This window comes from Sphingomonas populi, assembly GCF_004208535.1.
Taxonomy (GTDB): domain Bacteria; phylum Pseudomonadota; class Alphaproteobacteria; order Sphingomonadales; family Sphingomonadaceae; genus Sphingomonas; species Sphingomonas populi.
Map to the genome: position 1 here is coordinate 14,865 of NZ_SGIS01000031.1, position 20,097 is coordinate 34,961.

The following is a 20,097-nucleotide window of genomic DNA, read 5'->3' on the forward strand; positions in this document are numbered from 1 at the left end:
CAGTGCGTGAACTTACCCCGGCCGCAGCCGGGAACGAGGAAGATAGCGATGGCAACCGAAGTCAAAGTCCCCGTTCTGGGCGAATCGATCACCGAAGCGACCTTGGGCGAATGGCTCAAGAAGCCGGGCGAGGCGGTGCAGGCCGACGAGCCGATCGCGAGCCTGGAGACCGACAAGGTCTCGGTCGAAGTGCCGTCGCCGGTCGCTGGCGTGATGGGTGAGTGGGCGGTCAAGGTCGGTGACACGGTCGAAGTCGGCGCGATGATCGCGACGATCGAGGCGGGTGACGGTTCGGCCGCCGCCAAGCCTGCGGCTGCTCCGGCTGCGGCCCCCGCCGCGACCGCTGGGCAGCAAGCGCCCGCGCAGCCCAGCTCAGACACGCCAGCCGCGTTGTCGCCGTCGGTGCGCCGCGCCGTGCTCGAGACGGGGGTCGATCCGTCGAACCTCAAGGGCACCGGCAAGGATGGCCGTCTGACCAAGGACGACGTGCTCGCCGCCAAGCCCGCGCCGGCGCCCGCCGCCGCGCCGCTGCCGGTCGCGCCTTCGGTCGCCGCCGCGACGGGCCGCAAGGAAGAGCGCGTCCGCATGACGCGGCTGCGCCAGACGATCGCCAAGCGCCTGAAGGACGCGCAGAACACTGCGGCGATGCTCACCACCTTCAACGACGTCGACATGACGGCGGTGATCGAGGCCCGCGCCAAGTATAAGGATCTGTTCGAGAAGAAGCATGGTGTCCGGCTGGGCTTCATGGGCTTCTTCGTGAAGGCCGCGACGATGGCGCTGAAGGACATCCCCAGCGTCAACGCCTCGATCGAAGGCGACGAGATCGTCTATCACGATTACGCCGATATCTCGGTGGCTGTGTCGTCGCCCGGTGGCCTTGTCGTGCCGGTGATCCGCGATGCCGACCAGATGTCGGTCGCCACAATCGAGAAGACGATCGGCGACTTCGGCAAGCGCGCCAAGGACGGCACGCTCAAGATGGACGAGATGAAGGGCGGCACATTCACGATCTCGAACGGCGGCGTGTTCGGTTCGCTGATGTCGACCCCGATCATCAACCCGCCGCAGGCGGCGGTGCTCGGGCTTCACCGCATCGATGAGCGCCCTGTGGTGGTGAACGGGCAGGTCGTGGTGCGCCCGATGATGTACCTCGCGCTCAGCTACGATCACCGCCTGATCGATGGTCGTGAGGCCGTCACGTTCCTCGTCGCGCTGAAGAACGCGATCGAAGACCCGACGCGCATTCTGATCGACCTGTAACTATATAGACGTCGCCCCGGCGCCAAATTTCTTTGGGGCCGGGGCCGCTGCGAGATGCAGCGCAACACCATAAGCCGGCCCCGGCCTTCGCCGGGGCGACGGAGATAAAAAATGGCTGATTTCGACTATGACGTTCTGGTGATCGGCTCCGGCCCCGGCGGCTATGTCGCGGCGATCCGCGCGGCGCAGCTTGGGCTGCGCACCGCTTGCGTCGAGAGCCGCGAGACGCTGGGTGGTACCTGCCTCAACGTCGGCTGCATCCCGTCCAAGGCGATGCTGCACGCGTCGGAATATTTCGATGCGGCGGCCAATGGCACGATGGCCAAGATGGGCATCAAGGTCACGCCCGAGCTCGATCTGCCGGCGATGCACGCGCAGCGGATCGATGCCGTCACGCAGCTCACCGGCGGCATCGCCTATCTGTTCAAGAAGAACAAGGTGACGTGGCTGAAGGGCCGTGGCGCCTTTGTCGACGCGCACACCGTTCAGGTCGGCGAGCAGACCGTTACCGCCAAGGACATCGTCATCGCGACCGGGTCTTCGGTCACGCCACTGCCCGGCGTCACCGTCGACCAGACGGTGGTGGTCGATTCGACCGGCGCGCTCGAACTCGCCAAGGTGCCAGAGCATCTCGTCGTGATCGGCGGCGGCGTGATCGGGCTCGAACTCGGCAGCGTGTGGCGCCGGCTCGGCGCCAAGGTGACGTGCATCGAATATCTGGACCAGATCCTGCCCGGTTTCGATGGCGATATCCGCAAGGAAGCCAACAAGGTCTTCAAGAAGCAGGGCATCGAGTTCAAGCTGTCGACCAAGGTGACCGGCGTTTCGGTGAGCGGCGACACCGCCAGCATCACCGTCGAACCCGCTGCAGGTGGCGACGCCGAGACGATCACCGCCGATTGCGTGCTGGTCTCGATCGGGCGTCGTCCCAACACCGACGGGCTTGCGCTCGACAAGGCTGGGCTTTCGGTCAACGCGCGTGGCCAGATCGACACCGATCACCGCTTCCAGACGACCGTCCCCGGCATCTGGGCGATCGGTGACGTCATCCCCGGCCCGATGCTCGCGCACAAGGCCGAGGACGAGGGCATCGCGGTCGCCGAGAATATCGGCGGGCTGACCGGCATCGTGAACCACGCTGTCATCCCGAGCGTCGTCTACACCTGGCCCGAAATCGCCGGCGTCGGCCTGACCGAAGAAGCCGCCAAGGAAAAGGGCGAGATCAAGGTCGGCAAGTTCCCGATGGCGGGCAACAGCCGCGCCAAGACCAATCACGAGCCCGACGGCTTCGTGAAAATCATCGCCGATGCCAAATCGGACCGCGTGCTCGGCGTCTGGGCGATCGCCGTCCCGGCCGGCACGATGATCGCGGAAGCCGCGCTCGGCATGGAAATGGGCGCGACCAGCGAGGACATCGCCTATACCTGCCACGCGCATCCGACGCATTCGGAAGCGATCAAGGAAGCGGCAATGGCGGTGCGCGGCAAGGCCATTCACATTTAAGCTAAGCGTAAATGTGAATCCAAAGGCCTTGCCCGGCCGGCGGCGCTCCAGCGCCGACCGACGGCGCGGGCTTTGCCCGCGGCGCTGCTCGACGTCGCCCCGGCTGAGGCCGGGGCCGGCTGCTGGCTTGGCAAGCGGTTCGCTTAACCCACAGCGGCCCCGGCCTTCGCCGGGGCGACGGGTGGTGGCGCAACGCCCCACCCGCGTCTAAACCCCTCCTTATGCACCCAGCACTTCCCTGGCAGGTCGGCTCGATCCTTCCGTGGCTCGATCTGTTCGGCATCGCGGTGTTCGCCTGTACCGGCGCGCTCGCGGCTACGCAGCGTAACCAGACGCTCGTCACCGCGACCTTCTTCGCGCTGATCACCGGTGTGGGCGGCGGATCGGTGCGCGATCTGCTGATCGGCGTGCCGGTGTTCTGGGTGCATGATCCGCTGGTCGCGGGCGTGTGCCTCGGCGTGGCGGTGCTGGTGTGGTGGACGCCGGTACGGTGGTGGCGCGGGGCGACGCTGGCGTGGCTCGATGCGGTCGGGCTCGCGGCCTATGCGGTGTTCGGCGCGGCCAAGGCGCTCGCGTTCGGGGTGCCGCCGATCCCGGCGGCGTTGATGGGGGTCGTCACCGCCTGCGTGGGCGGGATCATCCGCGATGTACTGGCGGGCGAACCGTCGATCCTGATGCGGCCCGAACTGTACGTGACGGCGGCGGCGCTGGCGGCGGGATCGCACGTCGCGCTGGTCGCGCTTGGCGTGCCGCCGACGATCGCGGCGCCGGTCGCCGCCGTCGCCGGCTTCACGCTGCGCGCGGCGGCGATCCACTGGCGGATCGCGCTACCGGCGTATCGTCGCGACGACGATCAGGCGACGCCCACGCCGCCCGCCAGATAATCCATCTTGCCGATGCCGACGCCCTTCATGCGCAGCAGCGCATAAGCGGTGGTGACGTGGAAGAAGAAGTTGGGCAGCGCAAAATCGGTGATGTAGCTGGCGCCGGTGAAGGTCAGCTCGGTCTTGGGCAGCTTGAGGATCACCTCGGCATCCTCGCGCCCGTCGAAGCCGGCGGGATCGACGCTTTCGAGATAGGCGATCGTCTTGCTGATCCGTGCGCGCAGCTCGGCGAGCGTCGTCTCGTCGTCGGTCATCGGCAGCGCCGGCGCATTGCCGACACGCATCGCGGCGAACTTGGCGGTGTCGCAGGCGATCTGGACCTGGCGGGTGAGCGGCAGCATGTCCTCGATCAGCCGCGCCTCGACCAGAGATTGCGCGTCGATTCCGCAATCGATCGCTTTGGCGAGCACGTGATCGAGGTTCTTCAGGCCACGGACGAAGATCGGCACGGACACGCTATAGAGGCTGGGCACGGATCGATTTTCCCTTCTTCACGCTCTCCGGGACGGTCCGGCGGCGCCGCGCCGACATGGGCGCGTGCCGCCGGGTCGGCAAGGGGTTAGTGCTGGTCGCGGCGCGGGTTTTCCGGTCGCGCGGGGCGGGGCGGTTCGGGCCGACGTGGCGGGTGGACCTGCGCGCGCTGTGCCAGTGCCTGCTGCCGCGCAGCCTGCGCCTGTTGCTGGGCGGCGGCGTGGGCCTGGGCGCGCTGGGCCTGTTCGGCGGCGCGGGCCTCCGCAGCGCGCTGTTGGCCCTGCGCGCGTTGCTGCTCGGCTGCCTGTTGGCGAGCGGCTTGCGCTTGCTGGCGCTGCTGCTGGAGATCGTTGCGGCGTTGCTCGATCACGCGTTGGCGTTCGGCCTGTGCCTGTCGCCGCTGTTGGCCGATGGCTTGCTGGTGGGCGGCTTGGGCTTGTTGCCGCGCGATATCGCGCTGGTGTTCGGCCTGTTGCCGCTCTGCCTGTGCGCGTTGGCCGGCGGCCTCGCGTTGCTGGCGGATCGCCTGTTGGCGGGCATCGAGCGCGTGTTGACGTTGCGCCTGAGCCTGCTGCTGCGCCTGCCGATGCTGATCGGCGCTCGCGCGCTGCTGTTCGGCGCGCTGGCGGGCCGCCTGCTGTTCGGCGACGCGCTGCTGTTGCGCTTGCTGTGCGACGGCGCGTTGGCGTTGCTGCTCGACGGCGACCGCCTGTTGCTGCCGCATGCGCTGTTGCTGTTGAAGCTGCGCGTCGCGCTGCTCGTCGATGCGAACCTGTTGGCGGTATGCGGCCTGCTGCGCGTAAAGCTGTGGCGGCGCGTTGCGGCCGCCCTGTTGTTGCCAGCGATCGAAGCGTTGCGCGGCTTGCGCGCGTTGATTGCGTTCGGCGGCGAGTTCAGCGGCGCCTTCGGCATCGTGGCGGTCGCGATAGGCGCGCCATTGCGCGTCGTCCCGGCGTGCGCGGTCCCAATCGGCGCGCTGGCGGGCGATCTGCTCGCGGCGTTCCGCCCATTGCGCGGCGACCACACCGCGGCGTTCGCGCTGGCCGGCCGCTACGTACAAGGCGCGCGCGCGGGCATAATAGCGCGCGGCATCGTCCGCCCGCTGCCGGGCCTGGTCTGCGGCGAGCGCGCGTCCGTCGCGATACACCGTGACGACACGCCCGTCCGAATAGCCGTAGCTGTAAGCGGGATCGCGCACGAGGTATGGTGCGTCATCACCCGGTTGGTAGTAATAATAGCGGTAGCCGCCATCGACCGGCTCCGCATAGGTGCGGTAGCCGCCCGCGAGATCCCAGCCATAGGGCTGGACGCCGCCGTCATAGTCGAACGCGTAGTCGGGCGGCGCGTCGCCGATCGTGTCGCTGATCCGGTCGGCGCGGTCGATCCAGGCGTAGGTGTCGGCCTGTGGGGCTGGGGCATAAGCGATCCGCCGCGTTAGCGGCAGCGCGGCAGCGGCGGGCGCGGTGCGGACGGGGGCGGCGGGGCCGCTGACGAGCGGCTGGACTTGCGGCAGCGGCGGCAGCGCTGCGGTGTTGCCGGTCGCGGCAGCGGTGTTGCCCGTCGCGGGCTGCTCGTTCTGTGAGGTTTGCTGACCGCACGCGGCGAGCGCCAGCGCGCTTGCGGTGATGAACAGTGCTCGCGCTCGAAACATCGCTCGTGCTCCTTCGTAGGTCGAAACGGCCTCGTAACGTCGCACAACGCATCTGAACGTGATCTGGCTTCATCGTTCATGTCGGGTTTGGGCAGCGCGCGCCTTTCCTCGTGCGCGCCCCGACGGCGCGGGAGGCGCTCGATCTGTCGCTGTCGGTGTTGCGGAGTCACGTCGAATACCCTCGGCGACCGCAACAGCTTCGCTCCTCCCTCCCTCTCCCGATCGGAGAGGGAGGGATGTCGATCAGAAGCCCGCGCTGACCGAGAACAGCACCTTGCCCGAGGCGATCGATTTGCCGTCCTTGGTGCTGGAGAAGTTCGGCTGGAGGTACAGCGAATCGCGCCATTTGATGTCGGTGCCGACGAAGGCGATACCGAGCGTGACCGGCGACAGCACGTAATCCGCGCCGACGAGGTAATCGACATAGCTGCCGGTCGGCGTGACGCTGGTGCCGTTGGGGCCGAGGCCGGGGTTGCCGTGTGAATAGCCGACATGGCCCTTCACGGTGAGGGCGGTGCCGGGGACGCCTGCGGCGGCATCACCCCACACGTAGAGATTGTCTTCCTTGTCGCCGATCCGGCTTTCAGGCGTGTTGCTCCAGTTGCCGAGTGCCTGCTGTTCGGGCGCATAAGCGACGCCGGCGAGCAGCGAGACCGGGCCGAGCGTGTGGCTCAGCTTGACATAAGGCTCGGCGAAGTCGGTCTTGTCGCTGCCGCCCGGATACATATACCACGTAAGGCCGACATCGACGGTGGTGCCGCCGAAGCTGTGCTTGTAGCCGCCGATCACATCGAGTTCCATGTTGGCGCCGCCGAACTGGCCCCATCCGGCGAGGTTCGATCCCCACAGCGCCGCGTAGAAGCCGCTCTCATGCGTGGCGGTGAGGCCGCCCTGAATGGCCATCTGCTTGTCGGTCTGCGAGACGCCGCGGAAGCGATAGTCGGTAACCAAGGCGACACTGCCCGAGACCGTGATCGGCTTGGGCGGCGCTTCTTCCTGCGCGAGGGCAGGGGTCGCCGCGCCCAAACCTACCGTAAGTAGCGAGGCGACGAGCGCGATTGCGTATTTCATTGGAAGACCTTCCCCTTTTATCGGTGAACGTCCCCGCCTGCGCCCGCGCGGTGCGCGCCTCTCGGTTGGTTGACCGGGGCGGCATCCGCTGCGGGAGCCCCGGATGTGACAGGCCGGCTTGGCTCAAGCGTTGCCGGTTCGTGACAAAATGTGTCTGGGGGAGGCGGTCCGTATGGACCACCTCCCCCAATGTCTCTCCGAACCTGTGGCGTGGTTCTACGCGGCCAGCCGGTACAGGTGCGCCGAGGAGCCGAGCAGTTCGACCTCGTAGCCGCGCTTGCGCTGGCGGCCGAGCCACTCACGCAGCAGTTCGGCGCAACTATGGTCGATCGCCGGAACGCCGTGGAGTTCAAGCGTCAGCGGCTTGCCCTCGGGCAGTGCGTCGAGCGCCTTGTTGAGCTTGGGCACGCTGAGGAAGGTCGCGGCGCCATCGAGCCGGACGTGGCTGCGTTCGGCGCTGTGGTTGGTATCGACCTTGAGGTTCAGGCGACGGACATGCGGCGCGAGTTCGATCAGCGAGAGCGCCAGGCCAGCGAGTACGCCGGTCAGCAGATCGGTCGTCACGACCAGCACGAAGGTCGCCGCCCAGATCAGCGCCGGCAACACACCGTAATGCGCGAACAGATGCGTGACATGCTTGAGGCTGATGAGCCGTGCGCCCGTCACCACCAACACGCCGCCGAGCGCCGCCATCGGGATCTCGCGCAGCAGCCACGGCAGCAGCGCGACGAAGCCGAGAATCCAGGCGCCGTGGAGGATGGTCGAAAGCCGCGTCGTCGCGCCGGCCTGCACGTTGGCCGAGCTGCGCACGATCACGCCGGTCATCGGCAGCGCGCCGGCGGCGCCGCACAACAGGTTGCCGATGCCCTGCGCGCGCAGTTCCTTGTTATAGTCGGTGCGGACGCCGTCGTGCATGCGATCGACCGCCGCCGCCGACAGCAATGTCTCGGCGCTGGCGATGAAGGCGATGGCGACCGCGCTGAGCAGGAGGGCGGGGTTGGTGAGCAGCGGGGCAAGGAAGCCGCCATCGGGCACCGCCACCGCCGCCGCGATCGATTCGGGGACGCTCACGCGCACTACGTTGAGGCTGGCGAACCACGCGACCAAAGTCGCGCCGACCACGCCGATCAGCGCGCCGGGGACGAGCTTCATCGAGGTCGGGCGGAGCTTTTCCCAACCGATCATCAGCGCGATGGTGAGCAGGCCGATGCCGAGCGCGATCTCGGTGCCGGCGATGTTGCTGGGATCGAGACCCATCACGCGGCTTGGGACGGCTGCGAGGTTGGCGAGGCCGCTCGACAGCGGCTTGGCGTCGAACAGGGTGTGGAACTGGCCGACCACGATCAGCGCGCCGATGCCGGCGAGCATGCCGTGGACAACCGCGGGCGAGATCGCGCGGAACCAGCCGCCGAGCTTGAAGATGCCGGCGGTGAGCTGGAGCAGCCCGGCCAGCACGAGGATCGGGCCGAGCGCGGACAGGCCGTGATCGCGCACCAGTTCGAACACGATGACGGCGAGGCCCGCCGCCGGGCCGCTCACCTGGAGCGGCGATCCGGCGAACAGACCGACGACGAGGCCGCCGATGATGCCCGTCACGAGGCCCTTCTCGGGCGGCACGCCCGATGCGATCGCGATGCCCATGCAGAGCGGCATCGCGACGAGGAAGACGACGACCGACGCGGCGATGTCGCGGGTCATCCAGCCCTTGGGCTTATCGGCGGCGGTCATCATTCCGCTGCCTCGGGCAGCGCGAAGTCGGCGGCGAGCCGCTGCGAGGCGGCATGCGCGATCGGCAGCGGCGACCCTTCGCGCATCGGCACGAAACGTCCGCTCGCGCCGTCGAGGCCGAGCACGAGGCCGGCATGGATATCGACGAGCCAGCCGTGCAGCGAAATCTGGCCGCGCGCGACGCCGGCCGCGACCGAAGGATGCGTGCGCAGATGCGCGATCTGCGCGACGACGTTCTCCAGCGCGATGGCGTGGACACGCTCGGTCGGCGAGAGTTCGGGATAGCCGCTCGACACGACGCTCTCCGCCGCAGCCGAATGCTTCAGCCACGAGCCGACGTTGGGCATCGCCTCAAGCCCCTTTGGATTGGCGACCGCCTTCATCGCGCCACAGTCCGAATGGCCGCACACGATGATGTCACGCACGCCGAGCGCCATGACGGCATATTCGACCGTCGCCGACACGCCGCCGAGCATCTCGCCATAGGGCGGCACGATGTTGCCGGCGTTGCGGCAGACAAACAGGTCGCCGGGGTTCGCCTGCAACACCTGCTCGGGCACGATGCGCGAATCGGCGCAGGAGATCATGAGGGCCTTGGGGCTCTGTCCGTCGCGGACGAGCTGGCCGAACAGGGCGCTCTGGTTGGGGAAGACGGTCTTTTCAAAGCTGAAAACGCGCCCGATCAATTCGTTCATTGCCGCACTCCTTTTGGAACGCGCACACACGGAGGTGCGCCAGATTTCCAATGTACGGAGGCAATCTTGCTGCGACGCAGCGGCGACGTGACAAAGTGTTTCCGGTCATTCGCGCCGGGAAAACGGGGTGTGCGGAGGTTTTAGGGGTTTCGTTTCAACAGGATCGTCGCCGTCAGCCCGCCCCCTGCGCGGTTCGCCAGCGTCAGCGTGCCGCCTTCGGCTTCGACAGCGCTCGCGACGATGGCGAGGCCGAGGCCCATGCCCTTGGTGTTGCGCGCCCGCGCTTCGTCGAGGCGGACGAAGGGCGTGAGCACGTCGCGGATTCGCTCCGGCGGGATGCCGGGGCCGTCGTCCTCGACGATGACGCACACGCGCGTCGCGTCGGCCTCCAGCCGCACGCGGGCGCGCTCGCCGTAATGGAGCGCGTTCTCGATGAGGTTGGCGATCGCGCGGCGCATCGCCGAGGCGCGGACGCGCAGTTCGAAATGGTCGGGGCCGTCGTAGGTGGCATCGAGGCCGCGGTCGGCGGCATTGTCCACCAGCGTGGCGACCAGCACGGCGAGATCGGCGAGGGCGGGCTTTTCCGGGTCGCTCTGCCCGCCGAAGAAGGCGAGCAGCGAGCCGAGCATCTCGCTCATTTCGGCGACATCCTCGGCGAGTTCGCCGCGCAAGGCATCGTCCTCGATGCCTTCGAGCCGCAAGTGCAGTCGCGCGAGCGGCGTGCGCAGGTCGTGGCCGACCGCCGCCAGCGCCTGGGTGCGGCTCTCGATCAATTCATGGATGCGGTCCTGCATTTCGTTGAACGCGTGGATCAGACTGCGGATCTCGGCCGAGCCTTCTTCCACGATCGGCGCGCGCAGGCCGAGGCCGACGTGATGCGACGCACGGATCAGCCCGCGCAGGCCGAGGCCGACGTGATGCGACGCACGGATCAGCCCGCGCAACGGCCTGAGCGTCGAACGGATCAGCAGCCCGGCGAGCATGGCAAGCAGGATCGCCGGGAGCAGCGCGCGCAGGATACGGTCGTAGGAGGGATTGAACGCGCTGGTGATGCCGCGCATCTGGAAGGTCATCCAGCTCCCGTCCGCCAGTTGCAGGTCGCCGAGTACGGTCGACCCATCCTGGTGGAGCGCGGGCAGCCGCAGCCGCAGGTTGGAGCGGGCGAGATCGGGCTCCCACGCGAGGATCTGGCCCTGCATGCTGCCGAGCTGCGGGCGGAACGTGCTCGTGTTGGGATCGACCGGGCTCCAGCCGATCCGGTAGCGATCGGTCGCCAGTTCGCGCGCGATCCGCACGCGCTGGTCCGCCGGCCATTCGTTGAGCAATTTGCGCGAGACGACGAGATGTTCGGCGAGGCGGTTGGCCTCGTCCTCGCGCAGCGACAGTTCCGACGCGCGCTCGTACAGCAAAGTGCTCGCGCCGAATTCGACGACGATGGTCAGCAGCAGGATGACGAGCAGCCGCCCGAGCAGCCCGAGCGAGATGCGCCGCGCGAGGGTCAGGACCGGGTCACCGCAGAGCGCAACATATAGCCGATGCCGCGTACCGTCACGATCGGCGCGTCCTGGCCGGTCGCCGAAAGCTTGCGGCGCAGGCGGCTGACCAGCACGTCGATGCTGCGATCCGAGCTTTCGCCGAGCCGCGTGCGCGACAATTCGATCAGCCGCTCGCGCGCGATGACGCGTTGCGGTTGTGCGACGAAGGTGGCGAGCAGATCGAACTCGGCGCCGGTCAGCTCGACCGTGGCGCCGCTTTCCGCGCGCAGTTCGCGGCGCGGGAAGTTGACCGTCCAGCCATCGAAATGCGCTTCGTCCTGGCGCTCGACCCCGCCGAGGCTGTCGCTGCCCGAGCGGCGGCGCAGCACCGCGCGCACCCGTGCGATCAGCTCGCGCGTGCCGAACGGCTTGGCGAGATAATCGTCGGCGCCGAGTTCGAGGCCCATCACGCGGTCCTCCTCGCTGCCGCGCGCGCTGACGAAGATGATCGGCACGTCGCTCTTGCGGCGGATCTGCCGGCACAGGTCGATACCATTGGTGCCGGGCAGCATGATGTCGAGCACGATCAGATCGGCGGGCACGTTGTCGAACGCGATCCACAGCTCGGGCGCGGAGCCGGCGGTGTGGACCGCATAGCCGTTTTCACGCAGCGCGCGCGCGGTGAGCGTGCGGAGCGGCGGGTCGTCTTCGACCAGGATGATGACGGGTTCGCTCACGCGGCGGCGGGTCTTTGAAACGCAAACATGGTGCAAGGTCTAGGCGCGACGGTGCGTGCGATCAACGGCTACGCTGCCGGTCGTTGGCGACGTGCGACGACGAGCAACACTTTGTCACGATGGCGCAACCGACCGGAACGGCACGCGTCATGTTTCAACACGAACCAGACAGGTGCGGGCAAAACCGGCGGGCTACCTTGGTCTCATTGCTCGATATGAGAGGATCGCCCGTGATGTACATGAAGTTCGCCCTGCTCCCGCTTGCCTTGATTGCTGCCCCCGTCGCGGCGCAATCGCTGTCCGACACGCACCAGATGCGCTGGGCGCCCGCTGGCAAGACCACGCCGCTGGTAAGCTATCACCCCAACAAGCGCGGCTGCACGCAAGCCGCCGCGCCGCTGCACCTGTCTGGCAAGACCCCGCACATGACAGCGGCGCCGGCATCGTGCGGCGCGGCGCTCGCCACCGTCGAGCGCAAGGCGGAGATCGCCGCGACCAACTAATCGCGGCGACTTTCGCAAGGATCGTGAACGCGTCGGCCGCATCAGCGCGCCGGCGCGTTTTGCCGTGTGCTACGCGTCTTTGCCGTCTTCGAGCAGTTCGGGGCGGATGTGGATCGCGGTCAGCGACATATGCACTTCGACGAGGAACGAGATCAGCCCGGCGATCAGCAGGATCATCGCGAGGATGAACGACAGCGCGACCACGGTGCCGATGTGCAGCTTGAACAGCACCGCGACGAACAGGATCGCGACGACCGTGCAGGTCATCACCGCGCTCGACACGGTGAGCACCAGCGCGCGGTTGATGACGCTCATGCGCCTGTCGAGGATGCGCAATTCCCAAACGTGACGATCGTGTTCCGGCCCGGCGGAGCGCGGATGAAGCGCTTCGAGATCGCGCGCGCGATCGACCACGCGTGACAGCCGCCCGGCGAGCACGTTGAGCAGCGCGCCGATGGCCGTCAGCATGAAGATCGGCGAGAGCGAAAGCTGAATCGCCTGCGCGATCGTCTGGATCGCGGGGATCGCGTTGGGCAGGGAATTCATGGTGCCGCTTTGTGCAAGCCGCATGCGCTATGTGCAAGTGAGGTTGCGCGAAATGATGCGGTGTGCACCAAGTCGCCGACCAGCCCGGCGCGTGTGCCGTGCGACGCTGGGGCCAGGCCTGCCGGCCAGTGCGGCGTTTTTCGTCTAGGCGGGGTTTGGCTACGCCTTACTGTCGCACATAGCGGAAATACCAGACCTCATGCCCCTGCCGGCGCGCCTTGCGTTCGTAGCGCGTCTCGGGCCAGTCGGCGGGGCGCTCCAGGAAATCGCGCGCGGTTTCCGCCAACCACCGAAAGTCGCGACGCTGGTTCATTACCATCATCGCCCAGCGGCAATAGGTCGGGTCGTCGGTGCCGAGGCGGAATTCGCCGCCGGGCTTGAGCTTGGCGGCGATCAGGTCGAGCGGGCCGTGGTTGACCATGCGGCGCTTGGCGTGGCGTGCCTTCCGCCACGGATCAGGGTGGAGCAAATAGAGCCGGTCGAGCGAAGCGTCGGGCAGCCGCTCGACGACCTCGAGCGCGTCGCCCATGTGCAGCCGCACGTTCTCCAGCGCGCCGTCGCGGATGTGGTTGAGCGCGCCGACCACGCCGTTCAGGAACGGCTCGCAGCCGATGAAGCCGTGGGTGGGGCGCATCGTGGCTTGCCCGGCGAGATGCTCACCCGCGCCGAAGCCGATCTCCAGTTCGAGCGGGCGATCTTCGCCGAACAACGTGTACGCGTCGATCGGGCCGGTTTCGGGAATGCTGACGCGCGGCAGCAAATCCTCGACCAGCGCGGACTGGCCTTGCCGCAGTTTGTGGCCCTGACGGCGGCCGTAGAGGCGGCGGATGGTGGTTGGGTCGTTCATGATCGCGCAGGCGATAGCGAAGCCGTCGCGTTCCGTCACCCTTTCGGAGTGGAGACATTCACGCGGCCAGCCGTTCCCCGCGATACAACAGGGAAGGACGGGTTTTGGCGGACGAAACAGGCGGCGTCGACGATCTCAAGGCGGCGAACGCGAAGGAATTGCATCGGGCGATCCGCGAGGAGGGTGAGGACGAGCTTCGCCGTCCGCTCGCGTCGCTGTTCTGGTCGGGCATCGCGGCGGGGCTGGCGATCAACGCCTCGCTGCTGGCCGAGGGCGTGCTGTACCAGAAACTGCCGACGGGCGTGTGGCGCGATCTGGTGGTGGCGATGGGCTATCCGGTCGGCTTCCTGATCGTGATCCTTGGGCGGATGCAATTGTTCACTGAAAGCACGATCACCGCAGTGTTGCCGCTGGTGAGCGATCCGACGCGCGAATCGCTGCTGCGCACGCTGCGATTGTGGGGCGTGGTGCTCGGCGCCAATCTGATCGGCACCGCGACCGGGGCGGCGGTGATCGCGTTCGGCGGACTCGGTTCGGCGGGCGCGCACGATGCGATGATCGCGGTCGCGCTGCCGATCCTCGACCATTCGCCGTTCGCGACGCTGGTCAATGCGGTGCCTGCGGGGTTTTTGATCGCGATCCTCGCCTGGTCGCTGCCCAACGCGCGCGAACAATCCTTCCTCGTCATCTTCGCGGTGACATGGGTGGTGGCGATCGGCGGCTTCTCGCATTCGGTGGTCGGGTCGAGCGAGGCGTTCCTGTTGTTCTATACCGGCCACGCCGATGCGCTGCGCACGGTGTTCGGGCTGATCGTGCCGGCGGTGGTGGGCAACCTGATCGGCGGCGCAGGCATCTTCGCGCTGCTCGCGCACGGGCAGGTGCGCGGCGAAATGACCGAGGAGACGCGGCGCCAACGCCGCGAGGCTCGCAGGCAGCGGCGGCTGGAGCGGCGGGCGCACTGACGCGCGTCATTTGTTAGGGAGCACCGTGCTCGCCACAACGTGCGGGCCGGTCACAGTCCACAGATAACGGTTTGATATCGTGGCGACGAGCACCGGCAGATGCGCCGCAAGCGACGTAAATACGTGAACCTCGGTGGGTGTTGGGTCAAGTAAATGGGTGACGAACAGGGAGGCCGGTGCTTTGCCTTTCACATCCTGCATGGAGGCGTTGATGCAGGTATTAGCGAACGCATGAACCGGACCGGCCTTGCCTGCGGACGACACTTCAACGCGGTAATGGCCCCCCATCGGGAAGGTGCCCATGTCCGGCTGGGGTGTTAGCAGGTAAACGAGTATTGGGCCGTCAGGCGTGTCCGGTGGAAGCACGACGGTGTTCGGCCTCTCCTTCGAACACAGCTTAACCTGCTGCTGGGCGAAGGAGAGGCGCGCGACTGCGAGCGCGGCGATCATGCGTTGGCGGATCGGCGAGATCGGCGCGGCATCATCGGGCTTGATGACGCGCGAGGACACGATTTTACCATCCTTGAAGTCGGCAATGTAGATGGCGCGGGGCTGTGCCGCCGACGTGTCGAAGAAAACGAGTTCGGGCGCATCTGCCGGCCCATCGACGATCCAGCCGCCCGATGTGAGTTTCGCGCGATCAATCTTGCCGAGCAGATCGTCGGTACCGTGCCACGCCGCCTGATCGTAGCTGTAGAGTAGCGCGCCACGCCGTTCCGCAAGTGCGACTGCGGCCCGTTCCGCGTCGGTCAGCTTCGGTGGTGTCGCCGCGACGGCGGAAGTGGATGCGGTAAGGAAAGCCGCAATCGAGAGCACAAGACGCATGAAAAAGCCCCCCGGAAACCCTGTCCCGGGAGGCTAATCCATTCACGCGAAAAGCGAAACGGCGTTACGCCACCGCCGCCTTGAGCGCATCGACCAGATCGGTCTTTTCCCAGGTGAAGCTGTCGCCTTCGGGCTTGCGGCCGAAGTGACCGTAAGCGGCGGTCTTCTGGTAGATCGGCGCGTTGAGCTGGAGGTGTTCGCGGATGCCCTTCGGCGTCAGGCGGACCAGCTTGGGCAGCACTTCCTCGATCTTCGCTTCGGAAACCGTGCCGGTGCCGTGCAGATCGACATACAGCGACAGCGGCTCGGCGATGCCGATCGCGTAGGAGAGCTGGATCGTGCAGCGGCGGGCGAGGCCGGCGGCGACGACGTTCTTCGCCATGTAGCGCGCGACATAGGCCGCCGAGCGATCGACCTTGGTGGGGTCCTTGCCGCTGAACGCGCCGCCGCCGTGGGGCGAAGCGCCGCCGTAAGTGTCGACGATGATCTTGCGCCCGGTCAGGCCGGCGTCGCCGTCAGGGCCGCCGATTTCGAAACGGCCGGTCGGGTTGACGTAGATCTTGGTCTCGTCGGTGATGAAGCCCTCCGGCAGCACTTCATGGAACACGCCGACGACATAGTCGCGCAGTTCCTGATATTTGGCCGCATCGCTACCTTCGCCGCCATCGTCGAAATAGCCCGGCGCATGCTGCGTGGAAACGACCAGCGCGGTCGCGCGCACCGGCACTTCGTTCTCGTACTGGAGCGTCACCTGGCTCTTGGCGTCCGGCTCTAGGAACGGCACGACCTTGTTGTGGCGATCCGAAGCGAGCTTCTCGAGGATGCGGTGCGAATAATAGAGCGTCGCGGGCAGCAGATCGGGGGTCTCGTCGGTCGCGTAGCCGAACATGATGCCCTGATCGCCGGCGCCCTCGTCCTTGTTGCCGCTCTCATCGACGCCCTGCGCGATGTGCGCGGACTGGCCGTGGAGGTTGTTCTCGAAGCGGAAGGTCTCCCAGTGGAAGCCGTCCTGCTCGTAGCCGATCCGCTTCACCGTCGCGCGGACGGCGGCTTCGATCTCTTCCTGAGCGCCCGGCGCCCATGCGCCGTCCTCATAGACGCCCTTGCAGCGGATCTCACCGGCGAGGACGACCAACTGCGTGGTGGTCAGCGTCTCGCAAGCGATGCGCGCATAGGGATCTTTCGACAGGAACAGATCGACCACGGCGTCCGAAATCTGGTCGGCGACCTTGTCGGGATGACCTTCCGAGACCGACTCGGAGGTGAACAGGAACGAAGCACGCATCAATCTTGCCCTTTGCTGGCGCGGTCCCGGACCCCGGAACGGCGATATAAAGCTTTCCTTATATGACCACCTAGCGGCGCCACCAGCGGAAGGCAACGGCCAACAGCAGCATTGCGGATGCAACGATCGCGGCCAGCCAATTGCCGAACTGTGCGAACAGCGTGGGCGGGAGGGGCGGGGGCAATGGCGCCTCGACCGCGCCGCGGGTGTTCCACGGGATCGACGCGAGCACGCGGCCGTGCGCGTCGATAATCGCGGACACGCCGGTTGAGGTCGCGCGCAGCACCGGCAGGCCTTCCTCGATCGCGCGCAGGCGGGCTTGCGCGAGGTTCTGCTCGGGGCCGGAGCGGCTGTACCAGCTATCGTTCGAGGGGTTGAAGAGGAAGTCTGGGCGATGTTTGGGATCGACGACATTGCCTGAGAAGATGATTTCGTAGCAGACTTGAAACCCCGCCTTGCCGAAGCCGGGCAAGGCGAGCGTGCGCGGACCGGGGCCGGCCGCGAAATCGATATCGCCGGGCACCAGCCGCGACAGGCCGATCGCCGACATCAGCGGGCGCGCGGGGAGGTATTCGCCCCACGGCACCAGATGCGCTTTGTCGTAGCGGCCGATCAGCCGGGCGCGCGCATCGATCGCGAAGATCGAATTACCCGCGCTGACGAGGTTTTCGTGTGTGTCGAACTGAAGCGCCTGTCCGCCCGAGAGCACGACGTCACGCGGCCCGAGCGGCGCGGCGATGGCGGCGCGGACTTCGCCCGGATCGGCGAGGTAATTGTATTGCGCCGGATAGCCGTCCTCGATGTTGAAGCGCAACGCGCCCTCGGGCCACAGGATCAGCCGCGGGGCGGGGCCGGGCGTGCCGCCGAGCTTCATCAGCGCGCGCAAATTGGCGATCGGATAATCGTCGCGCGGGCGCTGTTCCTGATCGAGATCGGGCTGGACGATGCGGACGCGGGGGGCGTCGGCCGGCACCACGGCCGGGGTAAGCGGCAGTTGGACGCCGCCGAGCGTCAGCAGCGCGAGCACGACAGCCGTTCCCGCCGCCAAACGCCATCGCCGCACCGCGAGCAACGTCAGCGCCCCCGAGGCGACGATCGTCAGGCCCGACAGGGCATAGGTGCCGATATAGGCCAGTAAGGCCGAGGCCCCCGGCAATGGCAGCCAGATTTCCGCCAGCGGGTTCCACGGGTAGCCGGTCAACAGCGTGCCGCGCAGATATTCGGTAACAATCCACGCGGCGGCGAACACCAGCACATAGGCAACGTCGGGCTGCGTGCGGCGGAAGCGCCACGCCACGCCCGCCGCCAGCATCGGGTAGATCGCAAGGAACAGCGCGAGCAGGAACGGCGCGACCGGGCCGAGCCAATGCGGCACGGCATCCTGATAGGAGAAGGCCTCAGCGATCCAGATGTTGCCGAGGGTGAAATGCGCCAGCCCGAACAGCCACCCGCGCCACAACGCCGCGCGGATGGTCGGCGCGGCGTGGACCAGCCACAGCCACGCGGCAAAACAGGCGAGCGTAACCGGCCACCACCCCCACGGCGCGAAGCCTAGCACCGCCAGGCCGCCGAGTAAAAGGCAGGCCAGGGCCGGGCGGTTCGCAATCATCGAGACGATTTTGTTTGCCACTCGGCACCTCACTTAACGCCACGTCGGTTCGTTCCTGCATCCACCGGACCGCCAGAGCCTCGGCAGGCGCGTATGCGGAACGGTGGACCCCGGAACAAGGCTCTCGTGAGCTTTGTCGAAGGGTGCGGGGTGACTGTAGAGGGCGAATCGCGCTATCACGTCAACCATGCCACGCCCGTTCCATCTCGCCTTTCCCGTCCATGATCTTACCGCCGCGCGCGCCTTTTATGGCGATACGCTTGGCTGCGCGGAGGGGCGCAGCGCGGCGGCATGGATCGACTTTGACCTGTTCGGGCATCAGATCGTCGCGCATCGCGATCCCGCGGCGAAGCCGGTCGCGGTGGCGAACCCGGTCGATGGGCATGACGTGCCGGTGCCGCATTTCGGCGTGGTGCTGACGATGGCCGACTGGCAGGCGCTCGCCGAACGGCTGCGCGCGGCGGGGACGCGCTTCGGCATCGAGCCGCACATCCGCTTCGTCGGCCAACCCGGCGAGCAGGCGACGATGTTCTTTTGTGACCCCAGCGGCAACGCTTTGGAGTTCAAGGCGTTCGCAAACGATGACATGATATTTGCGAAGTAGCCCATATCCGTTCGTCCCGAGCGAAATCGAGGGATCGAACCGGAGCGCAGGTGTTTCGACTTCGCTCGACACGAACGGTTTGAAAGAAACATATGCCCGACCCGATCACGATGGACATCCCGCACAAGCATACGCGCGCGATCGTGCGTGCGCGGCTGGAGGAAGGGATGCAGAAGGCCGCGACGATGCTGCCGGGCAGCACCGTCACCGAACATCGCTGGGATGGCGACTCGCTCCACGTCACCATCGTCGCGATGGGGCAGCGCGTGGCGAGCCGAGTCGATCTGCTTGATGATCGCGTCCATGCAGAGGTCGATCTGCCGCCGTTCCTGCGGCTGTTCGCCGACAAGATTCGCGCGAAACTGGCCAAAGAAGGGCCGAAGCTGCTGGCCTGAGCCAACAAGAGGTTGAAAACCGTGGCGGGCGCGTGTAGGGCGCTCGCCTTGCGGCGCGGGCCATGCCTCGCGACGACCGATTTCTATTGATCCGGAGTTTGAGCGTTTTATGCAAATCATCGTTCGCGACAATAACGTCGACCAGGCGCTGCGCGCCCTGAAGAAGAAGCTGCAGCGCGAAGGCGTTTATCGTGAGATGAAGCTGCGCCGCCACTACGAGAAGCCCAGCGAGAAGCGCGCCCGCGAGCGCGCCGCCGCCATCCGCCGCGCGCGCAAGCTCGAGCGCAAGCGCCTGGAGCGTGACGGCGCCCGGTAAGCGGGTGACGGGGGCGGTGACGCCCTCGTCCATCATATCGTAACGACCTGATTCGGCGCGCGCGCCGGGTGTTTCCGGGGGCTGCCCATGTCGATCACCGCCGTACCGATGAAGCCGATCCGCCGCAGCGTGCTGATGTATGTGTGGATCGGCGTCGCGCTGGCGCTGGTCGCGGCCGCAGCGCTCGCCATGCAGGCGCCGGCTGACCCGGTGACGAGCTTCCTCGCCAAGAACCGCCACGCCAAGGGTGTGGTGGAGACGCCGTCGGGCCTCCAGTACAAGGTGCTGTCGCCGGGCCAGGGCGATGCGAAGCCGACCGACGCCGACGTCGCGCTCGTCAACTATGAGGGCAAGCTGCTCGACGGCACCACCTTCGACAAGTCGCAGCAGCCCACGCCGATGCCCGTGACGGGCGTCGTGCCGGGCTTCAGCGAGGCGCTGAAGCTGATGACCAAGGGCTCGAAATACCAGTTCTGGATCAAGCCAAGCCTCGGCTACGGCGACAAGGCGAGTGGCCCGATCCCGGCGCATTCGGTGCTGGTGTTCACGGTCGACCTGCTCGATTTCATCCCCGAGGCGACGCTGCGCCAGATGCAGATGCAGCAGCAGATGCAAATGCAGCAGCAGCAGCAGCAGGGTGGCGCGCCGGGTTCGGCTCCGCCGGCCGGTGCGGCGCCGGGCGCGGTCCCGCCGGGGCAGTGATGCGGCGGGCGGCGCTTCGGCGCTG

The 20,097-nt window shown here is 67.1% G+C and carries 21 protein-coding genes; 9 read left to right on the plus strand and 12 right to left on the minus strand.

Annotated elements, in window-relative coordinates; all coding sequences use genetic code 11:
- The first annotated feature begins 48 nt into the window (after nucleotides 1-48).
- From odhB to EWE75_RS17585, 3 genes are all read left to right on the plus strand, one after another.
- Complete coding sequence (gene odhB / locus EWE75_RS17575) at nucleotides 49-1,263, plus strand: 2-oxoglutarate dehydrogenase complex dihydrolipoyllysine-residue succinyltransferase (RefSeq protein ID WP_130159416.1); 1,215 nt, start codon at nucleotides 49-51, stop codon at nucleotides 1,261-1,263.
- A gap of 111 nt (nucleotides 1,264-1,374) precedes the next feature.
- Nucleotides 1,375-2,766 carry a dihydrolipoyl dehydrogenase gene (lpdA, locus tag EWE75_RS17580; protein WP_130159417.1) on the plus strand — a complete coding sequence of 464 codons (1,392 nt, stop codon included), beginning with the start codon at nucleotides 1,375-1,377 and terminating at the stop codon, nucleotides 2,764-2,766.
- Nucleotides 2,767-2,987: 221 nt separating this feature from the next.
- On the plus strand, nucleotides 2,988-3,650 hold the full coding sequence (locus tag EWE75_RS17585) for a trimeric intracellular cation channel family protein (protein ID WP_130159418.1): 663 nt from the start codon (nucleotides 2,988-2,990) through the stop codon (nucleotides 3,648-3,650).
- On the opposite strand, the gene EWE75_RS17590 is transcribed toward EWE75_RS17585, so the two are convergent.
- The 7 genes from EWE75_RS17590 to EWE75_RS17620 form a co-directional block, all read right to left on the minus strand.
- Entirely contained in the window at nucleotides 3,620-4,123 is a 504-nt protein-coding gene (locus EWE75_RS17590) for a DUF1993 domain-containing protein (protein WP_130159419.1), read from the minus strand. The genes EWE75_RS17585 and EWE75_RS17590 overlap by 31 nt on opposite strands.
- Before the next feature lie 86 nt (nucleotides 4,124-4,209).
- Nucleotides 4,210-5,772 carry a hypothetical protein gene (locus EWE75_RS17595; protein WP_130159420.1) on the minus strand — a complete coding sequence of 521 codons (1,563 nt, stop codon included), beginning with the start codon at nucleotides 5,770-5,772 and terminating at the stop codon, nucleotides 4,210-4,212.
- A 243-nt stretch (nucleotides 5,773-6,015) separates the two neighbouring features.
- Nucleotides 6,016-6,843, minus strand: coding sequence for a TorF family putative porin (locus EWE75_RS17600; protein ID WP_130159421.1), 828 nt, complete (start codon nucleotides 6,841-6,843; stop codon nucleotides 6,016-6,018).
- A 216-nt stretch (nucleotides 6,844-7,059) separates the two neighbouring features.
- Nucleotides 7,060-8,574, minus strand: coding sequence for a SulP family inorganic anion transporter (locus EWE75_RS17605; protein WP_427915795.1), 1,515 nt, complete (start codon nucleotides 8,572-8,574; stop codon nucleotides 7,060-7,062).
- The gene (locus tag EWE75_RS17610) at nucleotides 8,571-9,266 is read right to left on the minus strand and encodes a carbonic anhydrase (RefSeq protein WP_130159423.1); all 696 of its coding nucleotides are present in this window, start codon (nucleotides 9,264-9,266) and stop codon (nucleotides 8,571-8,573) included. Before EWE75_RS17610 ends, EWE75_RS17605 begins: the two co-directional genes overlap by 4 nt.
- A 140-nt stretch (nucleotides 9,267-9,406) precedes the next feature.
- Entirely contained in the window at nucleotides 9,407-10,768 is a 1,362-nt protein-coding gene (locus EWE75_RS17615; RefSeq protein ID WP_130159459.1) for an ATP-binding protein, read from the minus strand.
- A complete protein-coding gene (locus EWE75_RS17620; protein ID WP_130159424.1) occupies nucleotides 10,765-11,478 on the minus strand; it encodes a response regulator transcription factor in 714 nt (237 codons plus the stop codon). Before EWE75_RS17620 ends, EWE75_RS17615 begins: the two co-directional genes overlap by 4 nt.
- Nucleotides 11,479-11,711: 233 nt before the next feature.
- Between EWE75_RS17620 and EWE75_RS17625 the strand changes: the two genes are divergently transcribed.
- Entirely contained in the window at nucleotides 11,712-11,981 is a 270-nt protein-coding gene (locus EWE75_RS17625) for a hypothetical protein (protein ID WP_130159425.1), read from the plus strand.
- A 69-nt stretch (nucleotides 11,982-12,050) separates the two neighbouring features.
- Here EWE75_RS17625 and EWE75_RS17630 read toward each other — a convergent pair whose 3' ends face one another.
- On the minus strand, nucleotides 12,051-12,527 hold the full coding sequence (locus EWE75_RS17630; RefSeq protein ID WP_130159426.1) for a DUF2721 domain-containing protein: 477 nt from the start codon (nucleotides 12,525-12,527) through the stop codon (nucleotides 12,051-12,053).
- Nucleotides 12,528-12,693: 166 nt separating this feature from the next.
- Complete coding sequence (gene trmB / locus EWE75_RS17635) at nucleotides 12,694-13,374, minus strand: tRNA (guanosine(46)-N7)-methyltransferase TrmB (protein WP_130159427.1); 681 nt, start codon at nucleotides 13,372-13,374, stop codon at nucleotides 12,694-12,696.
- Nucleotides 13,375-13,478: 104 nt separating this feature from the next.
- On the opposite strand from trmB, the gene EWE75_RS17640 reads away from it, so the two are divergent.
- On the plus strand, nucleotides 13,479-14,336 hold the full coding sequence (locus tag EWE75_RS17640) for a formate/nitrite transporter family protein (RefSeq protein WP_130159428.1): 858 nt from the start codon (nucleotides 13,479-13,481) through the stop codon (nucleotides 14,334-14,336).
- 6 nt (nucleotides 14,337-14,342) lie between these two features.
- On the opposite strand, the gene EWE75_RS17645 is transcribed toward EWE75_RS17640, so the two are convergent.
- The 3 genes from EWE75_RS17645 to lnt all read right to left on the minus strand — a co-directional run bounded on the left by EWE75_RS17645 (nucleotide 14,343) and on the right by lnt (nucleotide 18,055).
- Nucleotides 14,343-15,161 (minus strand): hypothetical protein, encoded by an 819-nt coding sequence (locus EWE75_RS17645; RefSeq protein WP_130159429.1) that lies wholly within the window; start codon nucleotides 15,159-15,161, stop codon nucleotides 14,343-14,345.
- Between the two features lie 64 nt (nucleotides 15,162-15,225).
- Nucleotides 15,226-16,446 (minus strand): methionine adenosyltransferase, encoded by a 1,221-nt coding sequence (gene metK / locus EWE75_RS17650; protein ID WP_130159430.1) that lies wholly within the window; start codon nucleotides 16,444-16,446, stop codon nucleotides 15,226-15,228.
- Nucleotides 16,447-16,516: 70 nt separating this feature from the next.
- Nucleotides 16,517-18,055: an apolipoprotein N-acyltransferase gene (gene lnt / locus EWE75_RS17655; RefSeq protein ID WP_231708435.1), complete on the minus strand. Its 1,539-nt coding sequence runs from the start codon at nucleotides 18,053-18,055 to the stop codon at nucleotides 16,517-16,519.
- Nucleotides 18,056-18,242: 187 nt separating this feature from the next.
- Here lnt and EWE75_RS17660 point away from each other — a divergent pair, with 187 nt between their 5' ends.
- The 4 genes from EWE75_RS17660 (at nucleotide 18,243) to EWE75_RS17680 (ending at nucleotide 20,072) form a co-directional block, all read left to right on the plus strand.
- On the plus strand, nucleotides 18,243-18,659 hold the full coding sequence (locus EWE75_RS17660; protein ID WP_130159431.1) for a VOC family protein: 417 nt from the start codon (nucleotides 18,243-18,245) through the stop codon (nucleotides 18,657-18,659).
- A gap of 92 nt (nucleotides 18,660-18,751) precedes the next feature.
- Nucleotides 18,752-19,054 (plus strand): polyhydroxyalkanoic acid system family protein, encoded by a 303-nt coding sequence (locus tag EWE75_RS17670; RefSeq protein ID WP_130159432.1) that lies wholly within the window; start codon nucleotides 18,752-18,754, stop codon nucleotides 19,052-19,054.
- A gap of 109 nt (nucleotides 19,055-19,163) precedes the next feature.
- A complete protein-coding gene (rpsU, locus tag EWE75_RS17675) occupies nucleotides 19,164-19,370 on the plus strand; it encodes a 30S ribosomal protein S21 (protein ID WP_069203433.1) in 207 nt (68 codons plus the stop codon).
- An 87-nt stretch (nucleotides 19,371-19,457) separates the two neighbouring features.
- The gene (locus EWE75_RS17680; protein WP_130159433.1) at nucleotides 19,458-20,072 is read left to right on the plus strand and encodes an FKBP-type peptidyl-prolyl cis-trans isomerase; all 615 of its coding nucleotides are present in this window, start codon (nucleotides 19,458-19,460) and stop codon (nucleotides 20,070-20,072) included.
- The last annotated feature ends 25 nt before the right edge of the window (nucleotides 20,073-20,097 follow it).